The following is a 19,464-nucleotide window of genomic DNA, read 5'->3' on the forward strand; positions in this document are numbered from 1 at the left end:
CCGCCGTTCCCGGCTCAGGCCAGCAGGATGGAGTCCCCGTCGACCCTGATCCGGACCTCCTCCAGCGGGCTCTGGGCCGGACCCTCGGTCGGGGAGCCGTCCTCGATGGAGAAGCGGCTGCCGTGGCAGGGGCACTGGATCTGCCCGTCGACGACCTGGTCGACCGGGCAACCCTCGTGCGTGCAGGCGGTGGAGAACGCGCGGAAGGTGCCCTCCTCGGGCTGGGTCACGACCACCTCGTGTTCGCTGAGGATGGCGCCCTCGCCCACGGGGATCTCGTCAGTGGTGGCGATCGGGGCGTCGAGGCCGTCCTGGTCCGTGTCGTCCGGACCCTGTTCGTCGTAGCCGCCGCCACCCCCGCCGCCGCCCTCGCTCCCACCACAGGCGGTCACCACCCCGACGACGGCGCCACCGCCCGCGACCCCGAACACGGAGCGTCTGGTCACCTCGGGCAGGACGGTCTCGGGACGGGCTGCGCGGCAGTCACACATACGGCCTCACTCTCTCGCCCGACGCGGCGCGGGCGGACCCCGCACGGGGCGCGGGCCCCCTCGCGGGCGACGAACGGCCCCGGTCGGTGGGGCCACCCCCATCGAACACGGTGCGGGCCCTCCGTGTCCGGGAAATCCGCCGAGTGTCCCGGTGCCGATCGACGCGTGGCGCGGTGGCGGGCCGATCGTCGGCCCGCACACGCGGCGCCACCGCAATCCCGGTTCCGACCAGGCCGGTACCGCGTCCGCAGAACGGCTGAAGCGGGGGCGAAGCGGACCACATCGGGGTCGTTCGGGGGCCACCCGGTTCCGGAGGGCGATCGGCTGGACAGGATGCGGTTGCCCGCGTTACCGAGCATCCGCCCCCCGTAGAAACTGCGGAAGGCCCTCCCGGACCCCTGGAGGGCCGGTGCGCGGGCGACCCTCAGGCGTTCGCGCCTCCTCACCGAAAGCGGCCGTGATGACCGACCAGCAACAGCCCGTCGTGGAACCCTTCGGTTTCCTCGCTCCGACCCCGCCCGCCCTGGAGCCGGCGCCCACCCCGGACGACACCTGGGAAATCCCGGGAGGCACGGCCTGGGTGTACCTGAGCGACCCCGGCGCGGGCCTGCGCCGACCGGTGATCCTCTCCGACGGCTTCGAGAGCGGCCCCAGTGACCTCGACCGCCTCTGGGGCGGTCTGGAGCGCGGGGACTACGCCTTCATCACCGAACTGCGCCGACGCGGCCACGACCTGGTCCTGGTCGGCTACGACGACCGCAGCGCGTCGATCCTGCGCAACGCGGAGACCGTCACCCAGGTCGTCTTCCGCGCCATCGGCGAGCGGAGGGGCGACGCCCCGCTCGCCGTCGGCGGCTTCAGCATGGGTGGGCTGGTGACCCGGTACGCGCTGGCCAAGATGGAGTCGGACGGCATCGACCACCAGACCGCGCTCTACCTGTCGTTCGACAGCCCGCACCGCGGGGCGTGGGTGCCGGTCGGGCTCCAGGCGTTCGCGCACTTCCTCAAGGCCACCCCCGCGCTGTCCCGGCAGATCAACAGCGCCGCCGCCCGGCAGTTGCTGTGGCGCCACGTCGAGAGCGTCGACGCCGAACCGGTCGAGGACGCCCTGCGCACCGAGTTCCTGGCAGAGCTGGCGAGGGTCGGTTCGTGGCCGCAGCGCCCGCGCAGGATCGGTGTGGCCAACGGCACCGGGAACGGCGTGGGTCCCGGTGTGCCGCCCGACGAGGACGCCGTCACGGTCAGCGGAGGCTGGTTCTCGGGGACGGTCCTGCGTACCCAGGCCGCGGGGGACAAGCGACTCGTCGCCCGGCTCAAGGGCCTGCTGTCCGAGGCGGAGGTGCGCACCACGGGCATCCCCGCGCTCGACGGGGCGCCGGGCGGCACCCTGGAGACCTTCGGGATCGCCGGTGACCGCCTCAAACTCACCGGGAGCACGGACATCGCCGTCCGTTCGGTCTGCTTCGTCCCCTCGGTCAGCGCGGTCGCCATCGCGGACCTGGACGATCCGTACACGGAGGTCGACGCGCTCGACCCCTACACGAGCGAACTCGACGAGTTCAAGCTGGCGCAGACCAACGAACCGCACTCGCACATGAGCGAGGCCCTGGGTTCGTGGATCCTGGACCGCCTGCCCCAGTAGGACGCCGTGAGGTCAGTGGTCCCGGTCGGCACTCGTGTGACGAAGGCGTCCGGCCGGGGCACCTGGCTAGGGGTACACCCACCCGTTGGCCTCGCAGCCCTGGAGGCCCAGTGTCTGCTGCTGCATGACCGGGGCGGGCTCCCCCTCCCCGGGGCAGTCCACGTGTCCGTGGCCCAGGGTGTGGCCCACCTCGTGGTTGATCAGGTAGATCCGGTAGGTCTCCAGGTCGTCGTCGAAGTCGTCGACGCCGGACACCCAGCGGTTCTGGTTGATGATGGCGCGGTTGCCGTTGGCGCAGGACACGTACCCGTTGGTGTTCAGCGGCGCGCACATGCGGTCGACCGTGTCCGGCGCGGCCAACAGCACCCGGATGTCCGCGTCGTCGCCGTCCACCCGCTGGAGGGACCGGTCACCGTCGTTGCCCCAGCTGCGGGGGTCGCCGAGGATCTCCTCGACGGCCTCCACGAAGTCCGCGTTCCGGCCGGGCAGGCCCTTCTCCACCTCCACGGCGAAGGTGGTGAGCGGGCCGTCGCCCATGACGTCGCCCTCGCCTTTCATCACCTTGACGTCCCCGTCCGCGGTGTCGACCTCCTCCACCACCGAGCGCAGCAGGAGCGGGAGGTCGTCCTCGTCGGTCGGTGACGCGCTGGGGGAGGCGTCCGTCCCGCCGGAGGTGGTTCCGGCCGCGGAGTCCTCGGAGCCGGGGTGGTCGCGGGTGCTGTCGTCGGGCACCCCGTCGCCCACGGGGCCGGTCGCGGAGGTCTCCTCGGGGGAGCCGAGGTCCGAGCCGGGCTCGGGCACGCTGACCATCAGCACGGCGGACGCGCCCGAGACCAGGCACAGGCCGAGGGCCAGTCCCATGGGGTATCGGCGGCGTCGGCGGTGCTTGGCTCGGGGAGCGGAAGCGGGCACGAGGCTCAACCTCTCGACAGTGGACGGTGGTACCGCCGGGACTCCGGCGGGGCGAGGTGCGGACCGCCACGCGCACTGGTGGTATCGCCGACCTCCGGGACGACGGTTCCCGGGGTTCGGACAACGCATCCAGCATGCCAGAGTTCGCCCCCGTAGAGGGCCAGGCACCGTGCCGGGAAGGGTGGGTGTGTCACGCCTTCGGACCTTTGTCGGCGCCGCATCGTGAACAACTCGTCACTCTGGGTGCGCAGGTGAGGTCGACGCCGAGCCCGCACACCCGGACGTACCGGGCACGGTCGCGCCGGGCGCCGCTACGCTGCAAGCGGCAAGAACGAGCAACAGGGCTGCTGGGAGGCATCAGGTGCGTATCGCACGGTTCGCGGCCGGTGACGAGGTCGGGTTCGGCCTGGTCGAGACGGACACGGACAGCGGAGAGGAGTTCGTCGCCCGGCTGACGGGGCATCCGCTGCTGGGGGACATCAAGCTGACGGGTGAGCGGGCGAGGCTCTCCGACGTGCGCCTGCTGTCGCCGGTCCTGCCCACCAAGGTGGTGTGCATCGGCAAGAACTACGCCGACCACGTCGCGGAGATGAAGGAGGTCACGGGGGAGTCCACCGACGAACCGGTGGTCTTCCTGAAGCCGTCCACGGCCGTCACCGGGCCGTACGACCCCGTGTTCTACCCCTCGGTCTCGGAGTGGGTCAGCTATGAGGGTGAGCTGGCCATCGTCATCTCGCGGCCCTGCCGGGAGGTGCCGCGTGAGCGCGCCAAGGACGTCATCTTCGGGTACACGGTGGCCAACGACGTCACCGCCCGCGACCTCCAGAAGACCGACAAGCAGTGGACGCGGGCCAAGGGCTTCGACTCCTTCTGCCCGATCGGGCCGTGGATCACCACCGGCCTGAGCATCGAGGAGGCGGAGGACCTCGCGGTCACCACGACCGTGGACGGAGAGGTCCGCCAGGATGGACGGACGTCACAGTTCATCCACGACATCGCGGGCATCATCTCCTACGTCACCTCCTTCATGACGCTGCTCCCGGGCGACGTCGTCCTGACCGGGACTCCCGCGGGGGTGGGGCCGGTCGAGGTCGGCCAGGAGGTCTCCGTCACCGTGGAGCGCCTGGGAACCATTACCAACAGGGTGGTCACCCGGGACTGAGCCCCGGGGGCGGACCCCGTCCCGACGCACCCGTGCGCGGGGGTCCGCCCCCGCGCACGGGCCCCGGCGGCGCACGCCGACCCACCGAGCGGAAGGTCCGAACCCATGGCACCCCGACTGGCACCACGACCCGGTCTCGGACGTCCCGCGAAGCTCGCGGGGGTCCTCACCCTGCTCCTGGCACTGGTGGGCTCCGGCCTGTGGCTGGCCACCCGGTTCGCTCCGGGGGACCCCGACCCCACCGACGACCGCGACCCGGGGGCGTGGATGGAGGAGCGGTCGCGGGTGCGCGTGATGCTCGCCGGGGACTCCATGACCCACGGCGCAGGCGGGGACCGGACCTGGCGCTTCCACCTGTGGAACCACCTCGACCCGCACGTGGAGAACCTGGACTTCGTCGGCCCGTACTCGGATCCCGCCACACCGGAGCAGATCATCCCGCCGGAGCTCTTCGGAGGTAACGAGGACGCCGAGCGGGACGCCCAAGGGGAGGACGAACCCGGTGGTGGGCAGGGGGGCCTCCTCGGAAGCCCCGAGGAGCGGCGGGCGGACCGTCCGGTCGAGGGCCCGGCACCCTCGGAGGGCCTCGACCCCTCCGAGTTCCCGGACTTCCCGGACCCCTCCGACGCCCCGGACGGCCGCACCTACCGCGACCCCGACTTCGACCAGGACCACAACGCCCGCTGGGGGCGCACCCTGGCCGACGCCCTCACCACCATCGGGGTCGACGTCGCCACCCACCAGCCGGACGTGCTCTGCGTTCTGATCGGCATCAACGACCTGCTCCACCCGATCACCGCCGAGGAGATGGAGCAGCGGCTGCGCGCCTACGTCCAGGCGGCCCGCGAGTCCAACCCCCGGATCCGCGTCCTGTTCGCCGAGGCGCCGCCGATCACGCTGGCCGAGAAGGACCAGGGCTTCGCCCTGCGCGTGTACGTCTACAACGAACTGGTCCGCTCCGTGGCCGCCGACATGGCCACCGAGGAGTCCCCGGTGGCCAGCTTCGACCTCGCGGGGGCCGAGGCCTGGGACCCCCACACCGACACCTACGACGGCACCCACCCCAACGACGGCGGTGAGATGAAGATCGCCGCCGGTTTCGCCGACGCCCTCTCCCGCGAGTTCGGCCTGGGCCCGGCCCACGCCCGCCCGCTGCCGATCCACCCCTGAACCCGCCCCGGGTTCGGGAGCGTTCCGGGCCCGGCCCCCTCTCCGAGACTTCCCACAGGTCATCCCGGGCCACCGATATCCTCGGAACCGTGACTGAGACTCCGATTCGTACCCGCTTCGCCCCGTCCCCCACGGGCATGTTCCACGTCGGCGGCGCGCGCTCCGCCCTGTTCAACTGGGCGCTGGCCCAGCAGCAGCCGGAGGGCCGCATGGTCCTGCGCATCGAGGACACCGACGCCGCCCGCAACCGTCCCGAGTGGACCGACGGCATCATCCGCGCGATGTCCTGGATCGGCATCGACGCGAGCGACCCGCACTTCGAGGGGCCCTACTTCCAGTCGGCCTACGTCGAGAAACACCGCGAGACCGCGCAGGAGCTGTACCGCTCCGGCCGCGCCTACTACTGCGACTGCACCCGCGAACAGGTGCAGGAACGCCGCGACAACCCGAACCTGGGCTACGACGGCTTCTGCCGCGACCGCGGCCTGGAGCCGGGCCCGGGCCGGGCGCTGCGCTTCCGCGTTCCCGAGGGCGGCCCCACGGTCGTGCGCGACCAGATCCGCGGCGACGTGGAGTTCGACCACGCCGCCATCGAGGACTTCGTGATCGCCCGCGCCGACGGCTCCCCGCTGTTCGTGCTCGCCAACGTGCTCGACGACGTCGAGATGCGGATCACACACGTCATCCGCGGTGAGGAGCACCTGTCCAACACCCCCAAGCAGCAGCTGCTGTGGGAGGCGCTGGACCTCACCCCGCCCGTGTGGGCGCACCTGCCCGTCATCGTCAACGAGCAGCGCAAGAAGCTGTCCAAGCGCCGCGACAAGGTCGCCCTGGAGTCCTACCAGGAGGAGGGTTACCTGGCGGAGGCGATGGTCAACTACCTGATGCTGCTGGGCTGGGCGCCGGGTGAGGACCGCGAGATCATGCCGTGGTCGGAGATGATGCCGCTCTTCCGCGTCCAGGACGTCAACAGCTCCAGCGCGTTCTTCGACGAGAAGAAGCTGCGCGCGTTCAACGGCGAGTACATCCGCGCGCTGAGCGTCGAGGAGTTCGCCGAGCGCTGCCAGCCCTGGCTCACCGGCGAGGGCACCCCCTGGGACGCGGCCGACTACGACCCCGAGGTCTTCGCCGCCGTGGCTCCGCTGGCCCAGAGCCGCGTGGCCGTGCTCAGCGAGATCGTCCCCAACGTGGACTTCCTGTTCCTGAAGGAGCCCGCCGAGGACGAGAAGAGCTGGAGGAAGGCGATGAAGCCGGGCGTCGGCAAGGAGATGGTGGAGGCCGCGCTGGCGCGCTACGCCGACCCCGGGCTGGAGTGGACGGCCGACGCCCTCAAGACCGCCACCGAGGAGACCGGGGCGACGCTCGGACTGAAGCTCGGCAAGGCCCAGGCCCCGGTGCGCGTGGCCGTCACGGGACGGACGGTGGGCCTGCCGCTGTTCGAGTCCCTTGAACTGCTGGGCCGCGAGCGGGTCCAGTCGCGCCTCGAGACGGCGCTGGAGCGCCTGCGCGCCGAGGAGAAGGACACCGTCGACAACTGATCGGCACGGGGTGGCCGGGGACACCGCCGGCCGCCCCGTATTCGGTTCGCGAGCACTCCGAATGTCCGCTAGAGTTGAACACGTCGCCGAGGGGGACAGGGAAGCGAAAGCTACCGGGTCCTCCCAAAGCATTGGCCTATGGTGTAATCGGCAGCACGACTGATTCTGGTTCAGTTAGTCTAGGTTCGAGTCCTGGTAGGCCAGCGCAGGACCACGGTCATCCGTGGTCGGCACGGGTCTTACGACCCAAGGTGCGCCCCCGTCGTCTAGTGGCCTAGGACGCCGCCCTCTCAAGGCGGTAACGGCGGTTCGAATCCGCTCGGGGGTACCAACGGCAGGAACTCTCCACCTGGTGGAGCGTTTCCTGTTGGGCCGGTGCTTGTCACCGGTGTCCGGTTCGCGTGGGTATCGTATCCTTACGGTTCATGCGGACCAGCGGTCATCGCGATCGCGTTGGCCCCCGTCGTCTAGTGGCCTAGGACGCCGCCCTCTCAAGGCGGTAACGGCGGTTCGAATCCGCTCGGGGGTACCACGGAGAAGGCTCCATCCACTGGATGGGGCCTTCCGTCGTTTCCGCGGGTGTCGCCCCGGTGGTCGCGCGCGCGTCGGCGGTGGGATCGGCGGCCGAACAGTCGAACGACACCGTCACCGTTCCTGGGATCGCGGACCTGCGCGGGTGCCGGGCGCAGGCTCAGCCGGTGTGGGCCGCGAGGAGCTCCCGTTCCTCCTGGGAGCCGCCCGCAGTGAGCAGCATGGCCGTCAGCTGGTCGAGGAGCCAGTCCGCGAGCTCGTCACGGGTCATCTGCCGCTCCCGCAGCCAGGACATCACCGCGGTCTCCACCGCGGACACCCAGCAGCGCAGGGCCAGCAGCAGCCGGGGCGAGGGCTCGGTGACGCCGACCCGTTCCAGGATCAGGGTCCGCACCCCGTCCCGGACCTGCTCGATCTGGGCCTCGGTCTCCTCCGTGGAGATCACCGAACCCCCGTTGAGCAGGGCGGCGTAGGACGGGGCGTAGGAGTCCGCGAAGTCGACGAAGGTGCGCAGGGCCACCCGCAGTTGCTCGGCCGGAGGAAGGTCGTCGGGCGGGGCCAGCCGAGACATGAGCTCGGACATGGCCTGTTCGAGCGCGGCCCGGCGCAGCTCGGCCATGTTGGGGAAGTAGCGGTAGACCAGGGCCCGGGAGACGTCCGCCGCCTCGGCGACCTCCTCGGGGGTGACGTCGCCGGGCGGGCGCCGCGCGAACACGCGCAGCGCCGTCCGGATCAGGTCCGCCCGGCGTTCGTGCGGCGCCATGCGGCGTGGCCGCCGGCCGGTACCCGGTTCGCCGACCGGGACCGCCGAACCCGTCACCCGCGCCTGGTGACGGCCGGCCCTGTGGGACACCACCGCTGTCGTCACCTCCCGCGCCCTCGGGCCCCTCCCCGTCGTCGGGGCACCCTTCCGAAAATACCGCTCCTCGGAACCGCTCACAGGTCCAGCACGAGCCGGTCCGGCTCGTCCACGCCGGACTCTGCGGGTGTGGTGGGTCCGAGGGCGTCGTCACCGCTCATGGTCGGCTTCCGTGACAGGTCGGGGGTCGGAGGGAGGGCTGGCATGGGGGACGGCTCAGATCGGCGGGGCCACACGGGCGTACCCGCGGACGGCGGCCGGGGCGATCCGGGACAGGGCCAGCCCGATGTGCGCCTCGCTGGTGACCGGGACGATCTCGGGGTCGGACTCGACGGCGTCGGCGATCCTCCGGGCAGCCCTCTGCGGGGTGTAGCCGCGCAGCCGGTACAGCCGGTTGAGCCGGTCCTTGATGCGGGAGACCTCGCCGAGGCCGGACACACGGGCGCTGGAGACGATCCCGGTGTCGATCAGGCCCGGGCAGACCGCGGTGACGGACACCCCCCGGCCCGCGAGTTCGCCGCGCAGGGAGCGGCTGAGCGCCAGGACCGCGGCCTTGGTGGCCGAGTAGGCGCCGTACAGGCGTGAGGGCAGGTAGGAGGCGGCGGAGGCCGTGTTGACGATCCGGCCGCCGCCCCCGCCCTCCACCATCATGGGGGCGAAGGCGCGGACCCCGTTGATCACGCCCCACAGGTTGACGTCCACGACCCGTTCGAGGTCCTCGCTGGTCGCCTCCAGGAAGGGGCCGGCCACGCCGATCCCGGCGTTGTTCACGACCATGTCGGGCACCCCGTACTCCTCGCGCACCCACGAGGCGAGTGCGTCCATGGCGGCGGCGTCGGTGACGTCCACGCGCCGGGCGCCGGAGCCGGGAGTGACCACGGAGCAGAGCGCGGCGGTCCGCTCGGCGGCGGGCCCGTCGACGTCGACGGCGACGATCCGCGCGCCGCGTTCGGCCAGCTCGAAGGCGAGACAGCGTCCGATGCCGCTGCCCGCCCCGGTGATCACGGCGACCTGCCCGGCGAACGCCCCGCTGTGGCGGCGGGCCTTCTGGGTGGTGCGGTCGCGGACCGGCCGCGGTGCCCCGGACTCGATCTCCGCCACGAACGCGCGGACGCGGCGGGCCACGGGCGCGGGGCGGGAGCGCAGCGACCAGTGTCCGCCGTGGAAGCGGTGGAAGCGGAAGTCGTCCGCCCAACGCCCGGCGTTGGACTGGACCTGGTCGACCATGAACGCGTCGTGAGTGGGGGCCAGCGCCTGCACCGGCACGCTGGTGCGGCGCTCGGAGGGCCGGGTGAAGCGGCGGAGCATGTTGGCGCGGTACAGGGACAACCCGTTGAGGTAGTCGCGAGTGGAGCGCCGGGCGGGCACGCGGGGGCCGCCGCCGACGCGTTCCAGAGCGGCCAGGGCCAGGCCGCCGATCCCGCTGAGCCAGGCGGCCTCGGGCAGTCCGGGTGTGCTGAAGAACCCGATGTAGCTGGAGCGGACGGCCTGGCGCAGCACGGTCCGGACCCCGTCGGGGGCCTTCCGGAGCCAGTGGCCCGCGTGGTCGAGGTCGGGGCCGGAGATCGACGTGAAGGACGCGAAGCGGTGTGCGTGGGCGGGCTCGGTGACGGCGTGCCAGGTCTGGATGGAGCCCCAGTCGTGGGCGAGCAGGTGGACGGGGCTCTCGGGGCTGACGGCGTCGACGACGGTGCGCAGGTCGTCGGCGAGCTGGCCCAGAAGGTAGCCGGATCGGTCGTCGGGGGCGGTGGAACGCCCGGCGCCCCTGACGTCATAGGTGACGACGTGGTGGTCCACGGCGAGGTCGGCCACGAGGGCGTCCCAGACGGTGGCGTTGTCGGGGTAGCCGTGGACCAGCACGAGGGTGGGTCCGGCCGGGTCCCCCGCGGAGTAGACGGCCAGGCGCTGGCCGTCGGTGGCGGTGACGTGGTGGGCGAGCCGTCGCGGTTCACGGAGGGCGTCGAGCCGGGCTCGGGAGGCTGTGTCCCCGGTCACGTTCTTGTGAGACATTCCGTCATGTTAGACAGCGTGTCAATAGGAGTCCAGGGGTGGGGCCGGTGCTGCGCCGTGTCGTGGCGCTGGCCCCACGGGGCCGCGAGACCGGCGCGGGCGCGGGCGTGCGGTACGGGGGAGGGGCGGGGGAGGGGCGGGAACGACGGCGGCCGCGCCCGCCGGGGGTCGGCGTACGCGGCCACGGTGCGTTCCTGGGGTGCGGGGGAGGGTGCCGGGCGGGGCCCGGTCCGGGATGGAGAGATGCGCGGAGGGTGTCCGGAAGGCCGTTAGTGCGAGCCCTCGTAGGTGTGCAGCGACTCGCTGATCTTCTCGGCGGCGGACACCACGGCCTGCGAGTGGATACGGCCGGGGGACCGGGTCAGGCGCTCTATGGGGCCGGAGACCGACACCGCCGCGATCACGCGACCACCGGGCCCGGACACCGGAGCGGAGACCGATGCCACGCCCTGCTCGCGCTCGGCGACGCTCTGGGCCCAGCGGCGGCGCCGCACCTGGGCGAGGCTGGCGGCGGTGAAGCGGGCCCCCACGAGTGAGCGGCGGATGCGATCGGAGTCCTCCCAGGCCAGCAGGACCTGGGCGGCCGAACCGGCGTTCATGGGCAGTTCGCTGCCGACGGGGACGGTGTCGCGCAGGCCGCTGCTGCGTTCGGAGGCGGCCACGCACACGCGCAGGTCGCCCTGGCGGCGGTAGAGCTGGGCGCTCTCGCCGGTCAGGTCGCGCAGCTGGACCAGGACCGGTGCGGCGACGGCGAGCAGGCGGTCCTCGCCGGTGGCGATCGACAGCTCTCCCAGGCGCGGCCCGAGCACGAACCTGCCCTGGCTGTCCCTGGTGACCATGCGGTGCCGTTCCAGGGCGACGGCGAGACGGTGGGCGGTGGGGCGGGCCAGACCGGTGATCTGGACCAGCTGGGCCAGCGACGCGGGCCCCGACTCCAAAGCGTCGAGGACGGACATCGTCTTGTCCAGGACACCGACACCGCTGGATGAGCTAGAGTTGTCCATGGCTTGATATTGCCGTCTCGAAATATGGAATGCAAGTCGGCCGCACATCCGTGCGCGAGGCCCGCGGCCCTGGCGAAGCACCCCGTGACGAGGCGAGCACGAGACGCGACACACGAGAGGGGCGATCGCCCATGGCACGCACGATGGCCGAGAAGGTCTGGGAGGAGCACGTCGTCCGGCGTGCCGACGGCGAGCCGGACCTGCTCTACATCGACCTCCACCTCGTCCACGAGGTGACCAGTCCGCAGGCCTTCGAGGGTCTGCGCCTGGCGGGTCGAGGCGTGCGCCGCCCGGACCTGACCATCGCGACCGAGGACCACAACGTCCCGACGATGGACCTCCTGGCCCCCATCGCCGATCCGGTCTCCCGCAAGCAGGTCGAGACCCTGCGCAAGAACTGCTCCGACTTCGGCGTGCGCCTGCACCCCATGGGCGACATCGACCAGGGCGTCGTGCACGTGGTCGGTCCCCAGCTCGGTCTCACCCAGCCGGGCATGACCGTGGTCTGCGGCGACAGCCACACCAGCACCCACGGCGCCTTCGGTGCCCTGGCCTTCGGTATCGGCACCAGCCAGGTCGAGCACGTCCTGGCCACCCAGACCCTGCCGATGCAGCCCTTCAGGACGATGGCGGTCACCGTCAACGGCACGCTCCGGCCCGGGGTGTCCGCCAAGGACATCATCCTCGCCGTGATCGCGAAGATCGGCACCGGCGGCGGTCAGGGCTACGTCATCGAGTACCGGGGCGAGGCCATCGAGGCCCTGTCCATGGAAGCGCGCATGACGGTGTGCAACATGTCCATCGAGGCGGGCGCCCGCGCCGGGATGATCGCCCCGGACCAGACCACCTTCGACTACGTCCAGGGCCGCCCGCACGCGCCCCAGGGCGCGGACTTCGACGCCGCCGTCGAGCACTGGAAGAGCCTGCGCACCGACGAGGGCGCGGAGTTCGACGCCGAGGTGGTCCTGGACGCCGACGAGCTCAGCCCGTTCGTCACCTGGGGCACCAACCCCGGTCAGGGCGTGCCGCTGGACGCCGAGGTGCCCGACCCCGCGTCCTACGAGGACCCCTCCGCGCGCGCCTCCGCCGAGAAGGCCCTGAAGTACATGGACCTCAGGGCCGGGACGCCGATGCGCGAGGTGAGCGTGGACACGGTCTTCCTCGGCTCGTGCACGAACGGCCGGATCGAGGACCTGCGCGCGGCCGCCGAGATCGTGCGCGGACGCAGGGTCGCCGACGGCGTCCGGATGCTCGTCGTGCCCGGCTCCATGCGGGTCAAGGAGCAGGCCAACGAGGAGGGCCTGGGGCAGGTCTTCCTGGACGCGGGCGCCGAGTGGCGCGAGGCGGGCTGCTCGATGTGCCTGGGTATGAACCCGGACCAGCTCAAGCCCGGTGAGCGCAGCGCCTCCACCTCCAACCGCAACTTCGAGGGGCGCCAGGGCCGGGGCGGGCGCACCCACCTCGTGTCGCCGCAGGTCGCCGCCGCCACCGCGGTGCGCGGCACCCTGTCCTCGCCCGCCGACCTGGACCCGCAGTAGTCCCCGACCCCGTCAGGAGAGTCCTCCCATGGAGAAGTTCGACGTCCACACCGGTCGGGCCGTCCCGCTGCGCGCCAGCAACGTCGACACCGACCAGATCATCCCCGCCGTCTACCTCAAGCGGGTCAGCCGCACGGGGTTCGAGGACGGCCTGTTCGCCGAGTGGCGCAAGTCCGACCCGGACTTCGTGCTCAACCGCCCCGAGTACGAGGGTGCGTCCGTCCTGGTGACCGGGCCGGACTTCGGTACCGGCTCCTCCCGTGAGCACGCCGTGTGGGCGCTCCAGGACCACGGCTTCAAGACCGTGCTGTCCTCCCGCTTCGCGGACATCTTCCGGGGCAACTCGCTCAAGGGCGGCCTGCTGACCGTCCTGCTGCCGCAGGAGGTCATCGACCGGCTGTGGGCGGCCATCGAGGCCGACCCCGCCACCGAGGTCACGGTGGACCTGGTGGCGCGTGAGGTGCGCGCCCCGGGGGCGGACGTGCGGGAGCCGTTCGAGCTCGACGACTACACCCGCTGGCGTCTGCTGGAGGGTCTGGACGACATCGCCCTGACCCTCCGACACACGGACGAGATCGGTGAGTTCGAGACCACTCGGGAGCCTTGGAAGCCCGTCACGCTCTAGTTCCGGAACGCCTCTCCGACACGGGATCGGGGGTCGCTGTGACTCAGCGCACCCCCGGTCCCGAATAATTTTACCTTTACTTGACGTGAGCGTTCGCTTACGGTCTTTGTGTCCTTAAGCGCGGCGCGTCCGGAGCCCGGAATCCGGTTATACGTAGGCTTTTGAGGCCTACAGAAGGGGGCAAAAGGGGCTGGTTCACCACCCCCTCCCCTTGCCCAACATCCGTCGCGGAGGGTGACCTCGCAGGTCGGAAGGGCCCCGACACGCCTTGCCCGTGGGCGTTTGTATTTGTGTAAGGGCCTCTGCTTCCCCTAATTTCGTGCGAGCAAGGGGGAACCGGAGGAACCTTATGAACAAGCGTGACCTGATCGACGCGATCTCCGACCGTCTCGGAGACAAGAAGACCGCGACCGAAGCGGTCAACGCTGTGCTTGAGACCATTCAGGCCACCGTGGCGTCGGGCGACAAGGTCGCCATCACGGGCTTCGGCGTTTTCGAGAAGTCCGAGCGTGCGGCTCGTACCGCCCGCAACCCCGCCACTGGCGCCACGATCAACGTCCCCGCGAGCTTCGTTCCGAAGTTCCGCGCTGGCGCTGACTTCAAGGCGCTCGTCAACGGCGACAAGAAGTAGCCTCGCCGCCGTCAGGCGGAGAGGGCGTACCCGCCCGGGTTCCCGTCAGGGGACCCGGGCGGACTGCTGTCCGGGGTGCGGACCGCCGTCCTCAGGACCGTGCCGCCGCCGGGCCGCGTCGGGGGAGACCACCGGCGCGAGGTCCAGCAGGGCGCGGGTGCGGGGGCCCACTCCCATCGCGGAGGCGGCCGCCAGGTCCTCGGGGGTGTCCACGTCCCGCCGGACCGACTCCACGCCCGGGACGGACAGTTCCCGGGCCCCACCGGCCAGGTGGCGCGCGCGTGAGGCCCCTTCGAAGGCCGGGGCCAGCGGTCTGCCGGGCGCCGCGGCGAGCAGGGTGGTCCCCACACCGGGTGTGTCGGCCAGGAACGACCGTTCGTGGTCGGAGGCGGCAGCCAGGACCCGCTCCAACTCCTCCGCGCGCAGCGCGGGCAGGTCGGCGGAGAGAGCGCACACACCGAACCCCGGCAGCTTCCCGGCCGCGACCCGCGCACCGTGCTCCAGGGCGGGGTTCAGGCCCCCGCCCGGCTCACCGCCGACCACCACCGCGCCCAGCTCCGACAGCTCGGCGCGCGCACGGGGGTCCTCGGTCACCGCGAAGACCGCCGCCGTCGCCGCGCACGTCCGCGCGGCGGCCACCGTGTCGCAGGCGATCGCGAGCGCCAACTCCTCCCGCCGCTCCCCGGCGGCACGGGCCAGTCGTGTCTTGGCCATGCCGAGGTGCTTGACTGGGACGATCAGGGACCAGCGCACCCCGGCGCGCGGGGCCCCGTCGCGCTCTCCAAAGCCGGTCACGGTTCCCCCGGGACGTTGATGCGGCCACGACAGTGACGAGGGTAGGCCTTCGGGGTACGGCGCGGCGCGGGCGCCCTGGGCGTGTCCGTCCGGGCCGGAAACGGCGTAACCCGGAACTTCGGTACACGTCCTAGACTGAGTCGGTTGAGCTTCCGTGGTCCGGACCGGGCCGGGAGCGAGAAGTGAGGAGTCCCCCGTGGCCAAGCAACGAGAATCGCGATGGGTCAAGTGGGTCGTGTCCCGCATCGTCCGGTTCGTCCTGTGGTTCGTGACCAAGCCCGAGTGGAAGGGCACCGAGCACGTGCCCGCGCAGGGCGGCGTGATCATCGCCGCGAACCACCTGTCGGTGACCGACCCCCTGACGGTCGCGCACTTCCTCTACATCGGTGCCCGGCGCTGGCCGACCTTCACGATGAAGGACGGGGTCATGAAGATCCCCGTGGTCCGCTCGGTGGCCAGGAGCACCGGCCAGATCCCGATCAAGCGCGGCAGCGCCGACGCGGTCAAGGCACTGGGCGAGGCCGAGAAGGCGCTGGTCCAGGACGGCTCGTCGGTGATCTTCTACCCGGAGGGCACCTGCACCCGCGACCCCGAACTCTGGCCGATGACCGCCAGGAACGGCGTGGCCCGGCTGGCCCTGACCACCGGGGTCCCGGTCATCCCCGTCGCGCACTGGGGCGAGCAGAACATCCTTCCCTACGGTGAGAAGAAGCCGCGCCTGCTGCCCCCGCGCAAGCGCATCCAGTTCCACGCCGGTCCGGCGGTGGACCTGTCCGCCTTCCAGGACCAGCCCCTCACCGCGACCGTCCTGGACGGCGCCACCCGGGCGATCATGGCCGACATCACCGCGCTCCAGGCCGAGATCCGCGGCGAACAGCCGCCCGCCGAGCCCTTCGACTTCCGCAGGGCCCGCCAGCAGGAGGCCGAGGCCCGGCGCGCGGAGCGCGGGACCGAGGAGCCGGGGGACACCCGGGGCGCCGACGCCGACACCGACAACGGGAAGAACAGCACGGGGGCATGACCGACCAGATGAGCGCTGACAACGTGAAGGTCGCGGTTCTGGGCAGCGGGTCCTGGGGGACCACGTTCGCCAACATCGTCGCCGACGCCGCGGACCTCGCGCGCAAGAACGGCGAGGGTCCCGTGGCCGAGGTGGTCCTGTGGGGGCGCCGGGCCGAGGTCGTCGACGCGATCAACGAGTCGTCGGAGAACCCGGAGTACTTCCCCGGGATCACGCTCAACGGGGGGCTGCGCGCCACCACGGACCCGGCCGAGGCGCTGACCGGCGCCCGGGTCGTGGTGCTGGCCGTCCCCTCGCAGACCCTGCGGGAGAACCTGGCCGCCTGGCGCGAGCACATCGCCGAGGACGCCGTGGTGGTCAGCCTCATGAAGGGCGTCGAGCTCGGCACCCTCATGCGGATGAGCCAGGTCGTCGGCGAGGTCCTGGAGCTGCCCCGCGAGCGGATCGCCGTGGTGTCCGGGCCCAACCTGGCCCGCGAGATCATCGAGCGCCAGCCCGCCACCGCCGTGGTGGCGTGCCCGCACGAGGAGACGGCCGTCCTGCTCCAGGGGCTGTGCAAGTCCACGTACTTCCGCCCGTACACCAGCACCGACCTGGTGGGCGTGGAGATCGGCGGCGCCATGAAGAACGTGATCGGCCTGGCCGTCGGCGTGGCCGAGGGCATGGGGTTCGGCGACAACACCAAGGCGTCGCTGATCACCCGGGGCCTGGCCGAGACCACACGGCTGGCGGTCACCCTCGGCGCCGACGAGCACACCCTGTCCGGACTGGCCGGGATGGGTGACCTCGTGGCGACATGCTCGTCCCCGCTGTCGCGGAACCGGACCTTCGGTGAGAAACTGGGCGCGGGCAAGACCCTCGAACAGGTCATCGCCGAGACCAGGCAGACGGCCGAGGGGGTCAAGTCCTCCGAGTCGATCCTCGAACTCGGGTGGACCCACGGGGTCGACATGCCGATCACCGAGTCCGTCGTCAAGATGATGCACCACGACATGAGTCCGGCCCAGGCGCTGCTGGCGTTCATGTCACGCAGCACCAAGCCGGAACGCTACGGGGTCTGAGAGCGAGCACGATGACACACACACCCGGTCCCGGGAGCGCGGGGGAGCACACGCGGGCGGTCCGGGCCCCGGCGGCCCCGGTCCCCTCCGAGACCCCCATGCGGATGCCCGTCCACCGAGCCACCACCTACGCGTTCGACACCTCGCAGGGGTTCGCCGACGTGCTGGCCGGTACCCGCGACGGCTACTCCTACGCCCGTATCGACAGCCCCACCGTCGACGCCTTCGCGGACGCGGTCGCGGCGCTGGAGGGCGCGGGGCTCCCGGACCGGGTGCGCGGCCAGGCCTTCGCCTCCGGCATGGCGGCCATCAGCACCGTGCTGCTCGCCCTCACCGAGTCGGGCGCGCACGTGGTGGCCTCCCGCTCGATCTACGGCAACACGCACTCGCTGCTGGACCGGCTGATGCGCCGGTTCGGCGTGCGCACTGACTTCGTGGACATCACCGACCTCGACGCCGTGGACGCGGCGGTCACCCCCGAGACCCGGGTGGTGTTCACCGAGACGCTGTCCAACCCGTCCATGACCGTCTCCGACCTTCCCGGGCTGGCGAGGATCGCGCGCGCGGCGGGCGCCGCCCTGGTGGTGGACTCCACGTTCGCCTCGCCGGCGGTCTGCCGCCCCCTGGAGTTCGGCGCGGACGTCGTCGTGCACTCGGCCACCAAGTACCTGGGCGGCCACAGCGACACCACCGGCGGCGTCGCGGTGGCCGCGCCCGACCTCATCGACCGCGTCCGCTCGGCCCGGATCGACCTCGGTCCGTGCCTGGCCCCGGACGAGGCCTACCTGCTGCACCGGGGCCTGGAGACCCTGCCACTGCGGGTCGAGCGCCAGTGCGCGACCGCGGCCGCCTTCGCCGCCGCCCTGGAGGGTCACCCCCTCGTGGAGCGGGTCGACCACCCGTCGCTGCCCTCGCACCCCGGTCACGCGCTCGCGGGGAAGCTCTTCGACCAGGGCCGCCACGGCGCCGTGGTCACCGTCCACCCGCGCGGCGGCCGGGACGAGGGCATGGCCTTCGCCGACCGGCTGGAGGTGGCCACCATCGCCGCCTCCCTCGGTGGCACGCACACGCTGGCCGGGCACGTGGCCTCGACCTCGCACCGGAACATGAGCGCGGCCGAGCTGGCCGCCGCCGGTGTCTCGCCGGGCGCGGTGCGGTTCTCCATCGGCCTGGAGGACCCCCAGGACCTCATCGAGGACGCCCTCGCGGCGCTCGACGGGGGAAAGTGACACACGGGCGGTTTTCACCCGTACCGGATTCATCAGCAGGCGAGATAGGGTCAGGCAGCATGTCGTCCGAGCAGCGCAAGATTCGGGTCGCCGTCGTCTTCGGCGGTCGTAGTTCCGAGCACGAGATCTCCTGCGTCACGGCGGGCAGCGTCCTGTCCGTGATCGACCAGGACCGTTACGAGGTCGTCCCGGTGGGGATCACGCCCACCGGCAACTGGGTCCTGACCTCCGGCGACCCCGAGAGCCTGCGCATCGACGCGGTGACCAAGGCCCTGCCGACCGTCTCGGAGGAGGGTGTCGAGATCGCGCTGCCCTTCGACACGGCGGGTCAGCTCATGACCGTCAGCCCCAACGAGGGCACGCAGCGGCTGGCCGAGGTCGACGTGGTCCTGCCCCTGCTGCACGGGCCCTTCGGCGAGGACGGCACCATCCAGGGCCTCTTCGAGATGATGGGCGTACGCTACGCGGGCGCCGGGGTGTTCTCCAGCGCCGCAGCCATGGACAAGGTCTTCATGAAGGCCCTGCTGGTCGGCAACTCCATCCCCACCAGCGACTACGTCGCCATCACCGAGCGCAGCTGGCGGACCGAGCGCAAGAAGGTTCTGGACGACGTCGCGGAGCTGGGCCGGACGGTGTTCGTCAAGCCCGCACGCGCCGGGAGCAGCGTCGGCATCAGCAAGGTGAGCGACGCCTCGGACACCGACGCCGTGATCGCCGCCGTCGAGGCCGCCCGCGAGCACGACCCCAAGGTGCTGGTGGAGGCGCAGGTCATCGGCCGCGAGATCGAGTGCGGCGTGCTGGAGTCCGAGGACGGCGGCACCCCCGACGTCTCCTTCCCCGCCGAGGTGCACGTGGCGGAGGGCTTCGACTTCTACGACTTCGAGGCCAAGTACCTGTCCACGAGCGGCCTGACCATCCCCGCCGAGATCCCGGAGGAGGCCACCGCCCGTCTGCGCGCGATGGCCGCCGACGTGTTCGAGGCCATGGGCTGCGAGGGCCTGGCCCGGGTGGACTTCTTCTACACCGAGGACGGTCGGATCCTCGTCAACGAGCTCAACACGATGCCCGGCTTCACGCCGTCGTCGGCCTTCCCGCAGATGTGGGGCGCCACCGGCCTGGACTACGCCACGCTAGTGGAACGCATGATCACCACGGCGCTGCGCCGCAGCCCCGGTCTGCGCTGACCGCACGGTGACGCGGAGGAGGGGGCGGGCGTCCCGGGGGGCGCCCCCCCCCAGCCGCCGT

18 protein-coding genes and 3 tRNA genes are annotated in these 19,464 nt (G+C 71.7%); 14 read left to right on the forward strand and 7 right to left on the reverse strand.

Annotated features, from left to right (window positions below; all coding sequences use genetic code 11):
* Nucleotides 1-14: 14 nt before the first annotated feature.
* Nucleotides 15-491: a Rieske (2Fe-2S) protein gene (locus KBX21_RS25640; RefSeq protein WP_210844212.1), complete on the reverse strand. Its 477-nt coding sequence runs from the start codon at nucleotides 489-491 to the stop codon at nucleotides 15-17.
* Nucleotides 492-951: 460 nt separating this feature from the next.
* On the opposite strand from KBX21_RS25640, the gene KBX21_RS25645 reads away from it, so the two are divergent.
* Complete coding sequence (locus tag KBX21_RS25645; protein WP_210844215.1) at nucleotides 952-2,133, forward strand: triacylglycerol lipase; 1,182 nt, start codon at nucleotides 952-954, stop codon at nucleotides 2,131-2,133.
* Nucleotides 2,134-2,199: 66 nt separating this feature from the next.
* On the opposite strand, the gene KBX21_RS25650 is transcribed toward KBX21_RS25645, so the two are convergent.
* Nucleotides 2,200-2,994, reverse strand: a complete 795-nt coding sequence (locus KBX21_RS25650; RefSeq protein ID WP_049568516.1) for a DUF3152 domain-containing protein — start codon at nucleotides 2,992-2,994, stop codon at nucleotides 2,200-2,202.
* 412 nt (nucleotides 2,995-3,406) lie between these two features.
* Between KBX21_RS25650 and KBX21_RS25655 the strand changes: the two genes are divergently transcribed.
* The 6 genes from KBX21_RS25655 (at nucleotide 3,407) to KBX21_RS25680 (ending at nucleotide 7,447) form a co-directional block, all read left to right on the forward strand.
* On the forward strand, nucleotides 3,407-4,207 hold the full coding sequence (locus tag KBX21_RS25655) for a fumarylacetoacetate hydrolase family protein (protein ID WP_049568519.1): 801 nt from the start codon (nucleotides 3,407-3,409) through the stop codon (nucleotides 4,205-4,207).
* A gap of 105 nt (nucleotides 4,208-4,312) precedes the next feature.
* Nucleotides 4,313-5,377, forward strand: coding sequence for a GDSL-type esterase/lipase family protein (locus tag KBX21_RS25660; RefSeq protein WP_049568522.1), 1,065 nt, complete (start codon nucleotides 4,313-4,315; stop codon nucleotides 5,375-5,377).
* A gap of 89 nt (nucleotides 5,378-5,466) precedes the next feature.
* Nucleotides 5,467-6,915: a glutamate--tRNA ligase gene (gltX, locus tag KBX21_RS25665; protein ID WP_082206306.1), complete on the forward strand. Its 1,449-nt coding sequence runs from the start codon at nucleotides 5,467-5,469 to the stop codon at nucleotides 6,913-6,915.
* A 132-nt stretch (nucleotides 6,916-7,047) separates the two neighbouring features.
* Nucleotides 7,048-7,119 (forward strand) — tRNA-Gln (locus KBX21_RS25670).
* A gap of 51 nt (nucleotides 7,120-7,170) precedes the next feature.
* A tRNA-Glu gene (locus tag KBX21_RS25675) sits at nucleotides 7,171-7,246 on the forward strand.
* A 125-nt stretch (nucleotides 7,247-7,371) separates the two neighbouring features.
* Nucleotides 7,372-7,447 (forward strand) — tRNA-Glu (locus KBX21_RS25680).
* A gap of 159 nt (nucleotides 7,448-7,606) precedes the next feature.
* Here KBX21_RS25680 and KBX21_RS25685 read toward each other — a convergent pair.
* From KBX21_RS25685 to KBX21_RS25695, 4 genes are all read right to left on the reverse strand, one after another.
* Nucleotides 7,607-8,209, reverse strand: coding sequence for a TetR/AcrR family transcriptional regulator (locus tag KBX21_RS25685; RefSeq protein ID WP_210844217.1), 603 nt, complete (start codon nucleotides 8,207-8,209; stop codon nucleotides 7,607-7,609).
* A gap of 173 nt (nucleotides 8,210-8,382) precedes the next feature.
* Nucleotides 8,383-8,511 (reverse strand): hypothetical protein, encoded by a 129-nt coding sequence (locus KBX21_RS27015; RefSeq protein WP_282104597.1) that lies wholly within the window; start codon nucleotides 8,509-8,511, stop codon nucleotides 8,383-8,385.
* A 10-nt stretch (nucleotides 8,512-8,521) separates the two neighbouring features.
* Entirely contained in the window at nucleotides 8,522-10,315 is a 1,794-nt protein-coding gene (locus tag KBX21_RS25690; protein ID WP_247666348.1) for an SDR family oxidoreductase, read from the reverse strand.
* 269 nt (nucleotides 10,316-10,584) lie between these two features.
* Nucleotides 10,585-11,271 (reverse strand): IclR family transcriptional regulator, encoded by a 687-nt coding sequence (locus KBX21_RS25695; RefSeq protein ID WP_017545921.1) that lies wholly within the window; start codon nucleotides 11,269-11,271, stop codon nucleotides 10,585-10,587.
* A gap of 179 nt (nucleotides 11,272-11,450) precedes the next feature.
* On the opposite strand from KBX21_RS25695, the gene leuC reads away from it, so the two are divergent.
* From leuC to KBX21_RS25710, 3 genes are all read left to right on the forward strand, one after another.
* Nucleotides 11,451-12,857 carry a 3-isopropylmalate dehydratase large subunit gene (gene leuC / locus KBX21_RS25700; protein WP_049568531.1) on the forward strand — a complete coding sequence of 469 codons (1,407 nt, stop codon included), beginning with the start codon at nucleotides 11,451-11,453 and terminating at the stop codon, nucleotides 12,855-12,857.
* Between the two features lie 28 nt (nucleotides 12,858-12,885).
* On the forward strand, nucleotides 12,886-13,482 hold the full coding sequence (gene leuD, locus KBX21_RS25705; RefSeq protein WP_049568534.1) for a 3-isopropylmalate dehydratase small subunit: 597 nt from the start codon (nucleotides 12,886-12,888) through the stop codon (nucleotides 13,480-13,482).
* Nucleotides 13,483-13,831: 349 nt separating this feature from the next.
* A complete protein-coding gene (locus KBX21_RS25710) occupies nucleotides 13,832-14,113 on the forward strand; it encodes an HU family DNA-binding protein (protein WP_014910144.1) in 282 nt (93 codons plus the stop codon).
* Between the two features lie 45 nt (nucleotides 14,114-14,158).
* Here the strand turns inward: KBX21_RS25710 and cofC are convergent, their stop codons facing one another.
* Complete coding sequence (gene cofC, locus KBX21_RS25715; protein WP_049568537.1) at nucleotides 14,159-14,866, reverse strand: 2-phospho-L-lactate guanylyltransferase; 708 nt, start codon at nucleotides 14,864-14,866, stop codon at nucleotides 14,159-14,161.
* 238 nt (nucleotides 14,867-15,104) lie between these two features.
* Between cofC and KBX21_RS25720 the strand changes: the two genes are divergently transcribed.
* The 4 genes from KBX21_RS25720 to KBX21_RS25735 are packed head-to-tail and all read left to right on the forward strand — an operon-like array spanning nucleotide 15,105 to nucleotide 19,403.
* The gene (locus KBX21_RS25720; protein ID WP_049568541.1) at nucleotides 15,105-15,929 is read left to right on the forward strand and encodes a 1-acyl-sn-glycerol-3-phosphate acyltransferase; all 825 of its coding nucleotides are present in this window, start codon (nucleotides 15,105-15,107) and stop codon (nucleotides 15,927-15,929) included.
* Nucleotides 15,926-16,990 (forward strand): NAD(P)H-dependent glycerol-3-phosphate dehydrogenase, encoded by a 1,065-nt coding sequence (locus KBX21_RS25725; RefSeq protein WP_199776480.1) that lies wholly within the window; start codon nucleotides 15,926-15,928, stop codon nucleotides 16,988-16,990. Before KBX21_RS25720 ends, KBX21_RS25725 begins: the two co-directional genes overlap by 4 nt.
* 11 nt (nucleotides 16,991-17,001) lie before the next feature.
* Nucleotides 17,002-18,219, forward strand: a complete 1,218-nt coding sequence (locus KBX21_RS25730; protein ID WP_049568544.1) for a PLP-dependent aspartate aminotransferase family protein — start codon at nucleotides 17,002-17,004, stop codon at nucleotides 18,217-18,219.
* Nucleotides 18,220-18,278: 59 nt separating this feature from the next.
* On the forward strand, nucleotides 18,279-19,403 hold the full coding sequence (locus tag KBX21_RS25735; protein WP_049568548.1) for a D-alanine--D-alanine ligase family protein: 1,125 nt from the start codon (nucleotides 18,279-18,281) through the stop codon (nucleotides 19,401-19,403).
* Nucleotides 19,404-19,464: the final 61 nt, after the last annotated feature.

Source organism: Nocardiopsis sp. B62 (assembly GCF_018070675.1).
GTDB lineage: Bacteria > Actinomycetota > Actinomycetes > Streptosporangiales > Streptosporangiaceae > Nocardiopsis > Nocardiopsis prasina.